5 protein-coding genes and 1 pseudogene are annotated in these 6,159 nt (G+C 61.7%); 4 read left to right on the top strand and 2 right to left on the bottom strand.

Features of this window, described 5'->3' with window-relative positions; translation table 11 throughout:
- A partial coding sequence (locus M0954_RS22255) for a transporter substrate-binding protein (RefSeq protein ID WP_297355519.1) occupies positions 1-602 on the top strand: 602 nt, incomplete at its 5' end.
- A gap of 89 nt (positions 603-691) precedes the next feature.
- On the opposite strand, the gene metE is transcribed toward M0954_RS22255, so the two are convergent.
- Positions 692-3,007, bottom strand: coding sequence for a 5-methyltetrahydropteroyltriglutamate--homocysteine S-methyltransferase (gene metE, locus M0954_RS22250; protein ID WP_297355517.1), 2,316 nt, complete (start codon positions 3,005-3,007; stop codon positions 692-694).
- Positions 3,008-3,138: 131 nt separating this feature from the next.
- Here metE and M0954_RS22245 point away from each other — a divergent pair, with 131 nt between their 5' ends.
- Positions 3,139-4,062 carry a LysR family transcriptional regulator gene (locus M0954_RS22245; RefSeq protein WP_297355515.1) on the top strand — a complete coding sequence of 308 codons (924 nt, stop codon included), beginning with the start codon at positions 3,139-3,141 and terminating at the stop codon, positions 4,060-4,062.
- A 109-nt stretch (positions 4,063-4,171) separates the two neighbouring features.
- The gene (locus M0954_RS22240; protein WP_297355513.1) at positions 4,172-5,092 is read left to right on the top strand and encodes a hypothetical protein; all 921 of its coding nucleotides are present in this window, start codon (positions 4,172-4,174) and stop codon (positions 5,090-5,092) included.
- 95 nt (positions 5,093-5,187) lie between these two features.
- On the opposite strand, the gene M0954_RS22235 is transcribed toward M0954_RS22240, so the two are convergent.
- Positions 5,188-5,616, bottom strand: coding sequence for a molybdopterin-binding protein (locus tag M0954_RS22235; RefSeq protein WP_297355510.1), 429 nt, complete (start codon positions 5,614-5,616; stop codon positions 5,188-5,190).
- A gap of 249 nt (positions 5,617-5,865) precedes the next feature.
- Between M0954_RS22235 and M0954_RS22230 the strand changes: the two are divergent.
- A pseudogene (locus M0954_RS22230) lies at positions 5,866-6,159 on the top strand (GDSL family lipase); the annotation flags it as partial.

Below are 6,159 nucleotides of genomic sequence, written 5' to 3'. Positions count from 1 at the left end.
TGATCTCGACCGTCAACGGCGACTCGAACGTGCCGTTCTACAAGGAACTGGGCAACCAGGGCCTGAAAGCGACGGACGTGCCGGTGGTGGCGTTCTCGGTGGGCGAAGAAGAACTGCGCGGTATCGATACGAAGCCGTTGGTGGGCAACCTCGCTGCATGGAACTACTTCATGTCGCTGCGCAATCCCGAGAACACCAAGTTCAAGGCGATGTTCGCCAAGTGGGTCAAGGACAACAACCTGCCGGGCGGCGACAAGCGCGTCACCAACGATCCGATGGAAGCGACCTTCGTCGGCATGCATATGTGGAAGCAGGCGGCGGAAAAGGCCAAGAGCACCGATGTCGACAAGGTGCGTGTCGCGATGATCGGCCAGAAGTTTGCGGCGCCGTCGGGCTTCACGCTCGAGATGGACGGCAACCACCATCTGCACAAGCCGGTGATGATTGGCGAAGTGCGTGCCGACGGCCAGTTCAACGTGGTGTGGCGGACCAAGACCGCGATTCGCGCGCAGCCGTGGAGCCCGTATATCGACGGCAACGCGGGCAAGCCGGACGTGGTCAGCTCGATCTCGGACTTCCTGCGCCGACGCCGCGTCGCCTGAGGTCTGAGTTGAGTGATGTGAGTTTGATGTGAGTATCGCGTGATGGCACAAACGCCATCACGCGTGCTGCGAGCCTGCGGTCAGCACCGTCAGCCGGCTATTTCGCTGGCGCTTTCCCGCTTGTCGTCCTTCGCCGCTTCTTCAAGCTTCTTCCGCATCGACCGCGCTGCCGCAATCATGTTTGCGAGCGCAGCTTCCGTTTCTGGCCAGCCGCGCGTCTTCAGGCCGCAGTCCGGATTCACCCACAAACGCTCCGCAGGAATCACCTCGCAGGCACGCTCGAGCAAGCGCTCCATCGTGTCCACGTTCGGCACACGTGGCGAATGCGTGTCGTAGACCCCTGGGCCAATTCCATTCGGATAGGCAAATTCGCCGAAGCCGTCGAGCAGTTCCATCGAGGAACGCGAGGTTTCAATCGTGATGACATCCGCGTCCAGCGCCGCAATCGACGGCAGGATGTCGTTGAACTCCGAATAGCACATGTGCGTGTGAATCTGCGTGGCATCCGAAACCCCGCTCGAGGAGATTCTGAACGCCTGCGTCGCCCATTCCAGATAGGCGCTCCAATCCGTCTTGCGTAGCGGCAGGCCTTCGCGAAACGCGGGTTCGTCGATCTGGATGATGCGGATGCCGGCCTGCTCCAGGTCGTTCACTTCGTCGCGAATCACTAGCGCCAGTTGCAAGGCAGTTGTCGAGCGTGGCTGGTCATCGCGCACAAAAGACCATTCGAGCATCGTCACCGGTCCCGTCAGCACGCCCTTCACCAGGCGGTCCGTCAGGGACTGCGCGTGACAGGCGGTATCCACCATCATCGGTTCGGGACGAAACACATCGCCGAAGATGATCGGCGGCTTCACGCACTGCGAGCCATAGTTCTGCACCCAGCCGTTTTCCGTGATTGCATAGCCCCACAGTTTCTCAGCGAAGAACTCGACCAGGTCATTGCGCTCCACCTCGCCGTGCACCAGCACATCAAGTCCGAGCTCTTCCTGCTTGCGCATTACCGTGGCCGTTTCCGCGCGCATGCGTTCGAGGTAGTCGAGCGCACGCAACTCGCCACGCTTATACGCCGCGCGGGCCTGGCGAATCGCGGGCGTCTGCGGGAACGAGCCAATCGTTGTGGTCGGCAGGAGCGGCAGCTTCAGGGCATGCCGCTGCACGCGGCTGCGGGCTTCGAACGGGCTCTTGCGGCTCGCCATCGCCTCCGTCACAGCCGCGACTTTTCTTTGCACCAGCACGTTCGTGACCGCCTTCGACGCGCGCCGCGCAGCAAGAGCGTTGTCCGCGGCGGCGAGCGCGGGCTCGGCCGCTGCCCGATCGTGCAGCGCCAGCGCAAGCGTGCCGATTTCAGCGAGCTTTTCCGTCGCGAAGGCTAGCCACGTCTTGACCTCGGGATCGAGGCGCTTCTCCACAGCGAGCGAAACGGGGACGTGCTGCAACGAGCACGACGGCGCAATCCAGAGCGTATCGCCCCGCTCGACATGAAGCTGCTGCAATGAGCCGACGATTTCGCGCAGCGCGGCGCGCCAGACATTGCGTCCGTCGATCACCCCCACCGACAGCACCTTGTCCTTCGACAGCGCCGTACGCCACCTGTCGAGCTGTTGCGGCGCCCTGATCAGATCGATATGCACGCCGTGGACTGGCAGCTTCGCGACGAGCCCGGCGTGGTCGGCCGCGGTGTCGAAATAGGTGGCGAGCAATACCTTGACGCCCGCGGCGCCCAGCACGTCGTACACGGCCGAAAAGGCTTCGAGCCACTCACCATCGAGGTCGAGACACAGCGCCGGTTCGTCGATCTGCACCCACTCGATACCACGCCGCGCCAGCTCGTCGAGAATACGCACATAGCGGATCACGAGTTTCGGCAGCAGCGACAGGCGGTCGAAGCCCGGCGTCTGGCTCTTGGACAGCCACAGATAGGTGATCGGCCCAATCAACACCGGTTTGACCGGCAGGTCGAGCGCGAGCGCCTCGTCGATCTCTTCGAAGAACCAGTTCACGCCGCCATTGAAGGTCGTCTGCGGTGCCAGTTCCGGCACGAGGTAGTGGTAGTTGGTGTCGAACCACTTGGTCATTTCCATGGCCGGCTGCGCCTTGTTACCGCGCGCCAGCTCATAGTACTGAGCCAGCGACAGTGCCGCCGGCTCGAATTCGAAGCGCTCGGGTAGCGCGCCCAACAGAGCGGTCAGATTCAGCATCGGGTCGTAGTACGCGAAATCGCCGACCGTCACGAAGTCCAGCTTCGCCGCGCGCTGCTGCTCCCAATGACGCGCGCGCAATTCCCGCGCGACGCCGCGCAGATACGCATCGTCGGACTCCCCACGCCAGAACGACTCCTGGGCGAACTTGAGTTCGCGGTGCGCGCCGATGCGCGGGAAACCATGTATGTGGGTGCGAGCCATTGCCGATCCTTGACTGAATAGCGCACAGTTTGAGAGGCACGCTATGATTCATCAAGCGACATCTTTTCATTATCGTATGAGCGCCATTCATATCAAAGACACCTCGACTTGCAGCCTGCGCGGGCGGCAACATGCTTGAACTGCGTCATCTTCGCTCCCTGATCGCGATTGCCGATTCGGGCAAGCTCGTCACCGCCGCCGAGCGCGTCAATCTCAGCCAGTCCGCGCTGTCGCACCAGATCCGCGACATGGAAGCCCACTACGAGGTATCGCTATTCGAGCGGACCCGCCAAGGTCTGCGCTTTACGGTGGCGGGCGAACGCCTGCTGGCTCTCGCCCGCGAAACCGTGGCCGGGGTGGCGGCGGCTGAGCGGGATCTGGTTCGCCTGAAGGAAGAAGTACGCGGCGAGCTTCGCATCGTGCTGGAATGCCACACGTGCTTCGACTGGCTGATGCCAGTGATGGATGAGTTCCGGCGCCGCTGGCCGGAGGTCGAGGTCGACCTTGTGGCGGGATTTCACGCGGATCCGATGCGGCTCCTGACCGAGGGAAAAGCAGATGTGGTGATCGGCTCAAAACCGGCTACCCGGCGCAATCTGGATATCGCCCCGCTGTTCAGGTTCGAGATTCAGGTGGTGATCGCCAATGAACACCGTCTGCGCGACAAGCGGCGTCTGACGGCTGAAGATCTACGTGGCGAAACCCTCATCACTTACCCGGTTCCCGAATCGCGCATCGATCTGATCCGGGAGGTGCTGGAGCCGGCCGGCATCCGGCTCGAGCGCCGTACTGCGGAGTTGACCATTGCGATCATGCAACTGGTGGCAAGCCGCCGGGGTATCGCGGCATTGCCGAACTGGGGTTTGAAGAATTACGTCGACCACGACTATGTGCTGGCGAAACGCGTCGGCGCGAGCGGGCTGTGGAGCGAGCTTTACGCCATCGCGCCGAAAGGGACGGCGGGCCGTCCTTACTTCGAGGATTTTGTGTCCATCGTGCGCGACACGTGCGCGGCGCAGCTCGACAGTATCGAACTGCTGACGAGGGTCGAGTGATCATGCGCTAGTTGCCGGTCGCTGGTACCGTACGTCGAACCCCGCGCCCTTGCGTAACGCGAGTTGCGCGTGTCCCGTCTAATCAGGCTGAATGCCCTCTGGAGGAAACATGCTTGCATTGCCTGTCAGGTTGCGCAAAGCCGCAGCGGTCATTGCAACGTTTAGTTTTATCGCAGCGTTAGCCGGTTGCAGCACGCCTCAACCCGTTGTGCAACCCCAGAAAACCGCCGTCGAAGCCTTGCCGAACGGGATTGCCGTGCGGCCGGCCGATGGCGCGCTCTTCATCACGGACGATCGCACCAGCAGAGTATTGTCCTCGCGCGGCGGGGCATTCACGCCGTATGCGGCGATTCCGGTTGGAGCGGCCCAAGGTAAAAGTCTCAGCCAGATCAGCTTCGCGCAGTCGGGCGCCTTGCTCGCCGAACGATTCGGGTTTGGCACCGCGAGCGCAATATTCGAAGTCAGTGGCAATGGCACAGCCATGGCGTTAAGCGGACCCAACCCGGCCCGGCGCAGGTTGGGACTGGTTGAGCTTGCGCCTGGCCAGCTCCTGTCTACCTGGTTCATCAAGACCGGCAGCAACCCGCCGCAAGGTGCCCTGAGTCTGGTGACCTATGATGAGGCGACCCACGCCGCTACCGAACGCGATCTGCTCACGGGACTCGGCAAGCCGGTTGGGATTGCTGTCTCAGGGGAGAACGTATTTGTCTCCGATCAGGCCAACGGCAATATCGTGAAGGCGAATCTGGGCGCACTTCTGAGCGCTCCCGCGCCGGTGACGCCTACCGTCTTTGCGCGCGTAGATAGCCCTGATCTGATGACTGTGGATCGTGACGGGCGGCTCTATACGAAGTGCAACAAGAGCGGCCTCTGCGAGATCGCCCCGGACGGCACGGTCAGCGTGATCGCCAACGACTTCCAGGACGCCCGCGGTGTCGCGATCGATACCGCGCATCATCTCCTGTATGCGGTCGATCGCGGGCCGTCGTCAGGCGGCACCAGCTATGTGCGCAGCTTTCCCATCAAGTGACGGCGCTCAGGTGAGGTAACCAGACAAGCGATCGGGCCGCCTGCCGTGACAGCGGGCGGGCTCATCGCTCAAGACCTCGACGCCTCAACACATCGTTATTGTTCGACGCCTACGATCACGCTCGATGCCTTGAAAATCGCCGTAGCGGATTTGCCGGCTGCGAGACCCAACCGGTCGACACTCTCATTGGTGATGATCGCAGCGATCTGCGCGCCGTTCGGTGCAGCAATCTCGACTTCGGAATTGACGGCGCCTTTGGTGACGGCAGACACCGTCCCAGCGATGCAATTACGCGCCGACACCTGGCTGCTCTTGACATCCACCATCACCATGATTGACGAAGCCTTCACCAGCGCGATCGCCGGCTTGCCTTCGGCGAGACCAAGCGATGTTGCACTGCCATGCGTGATCACCGCGACGATCTCGAGGCCGTCCTGGGTGCGCAGCGTGACCTCGTCGTTCACGGCGCCTTGCTTGAGTTCCACCACATTGCCTTCAAACTGATTCCGGGCACTGGTTCGCATTTTCGATCTCCTGATGTAGCGTGCTCGCGCAATGATACGAACACGCTTTGCTCTGTATAAGGTCAGCGAACAAGTGTATCGAGAACTTTGGTGGCGTGCGAGCGTTACTATCATTGCAGCGTAATACGAAGCCAATTTAATCCGTCTTTATCCAGGCGAATTTATAATACTAAGGATAACGGCATACTTTCCTGCTACGACGACCTTCGCTAGTCTCTCTCGCATAAAAATCATCCGTAAAGGGCGCCCATGAAAAGAACAGCGTTGAAACACATCGCCGCCGGACTGGGACTCTGCACGATCACCATGGCCGCCGCTGCGAGCCTTGCGCCCGCCGCCTCCCCTACCGTTCCGCATTGGGTCGACACCTGGGCGGCGCCCCCTGACTCGGCAGGCACACCATTGCCAGCGATGACGATACGCCAGGTCGTGCGGACCAGCATCGGGGGATCGAGCGTGCGCATCCGGCTGTCCAACCTCTATGGAACCGGTCCGGTCACCATCGGCCCTGTTCATCTCGCGGCGCATGCCAGCGGCGCCGCC

The sequence above is a fragment of the Paraburkholderia sp. genome, from assembly GCF_026225065.1.
Taxonomy (GTDB): domain Bacteria; phylum Pseudomonadota; class Gammaproteobacteria; order Burkholderiales; family Burkholderiaceae; genus Paraburkholderia.
The sequence above is the reverse complement of the archived record's forward strand: the minus strand, read 5'-3'. Positions and strand labels throughout refer to the sequence as shown.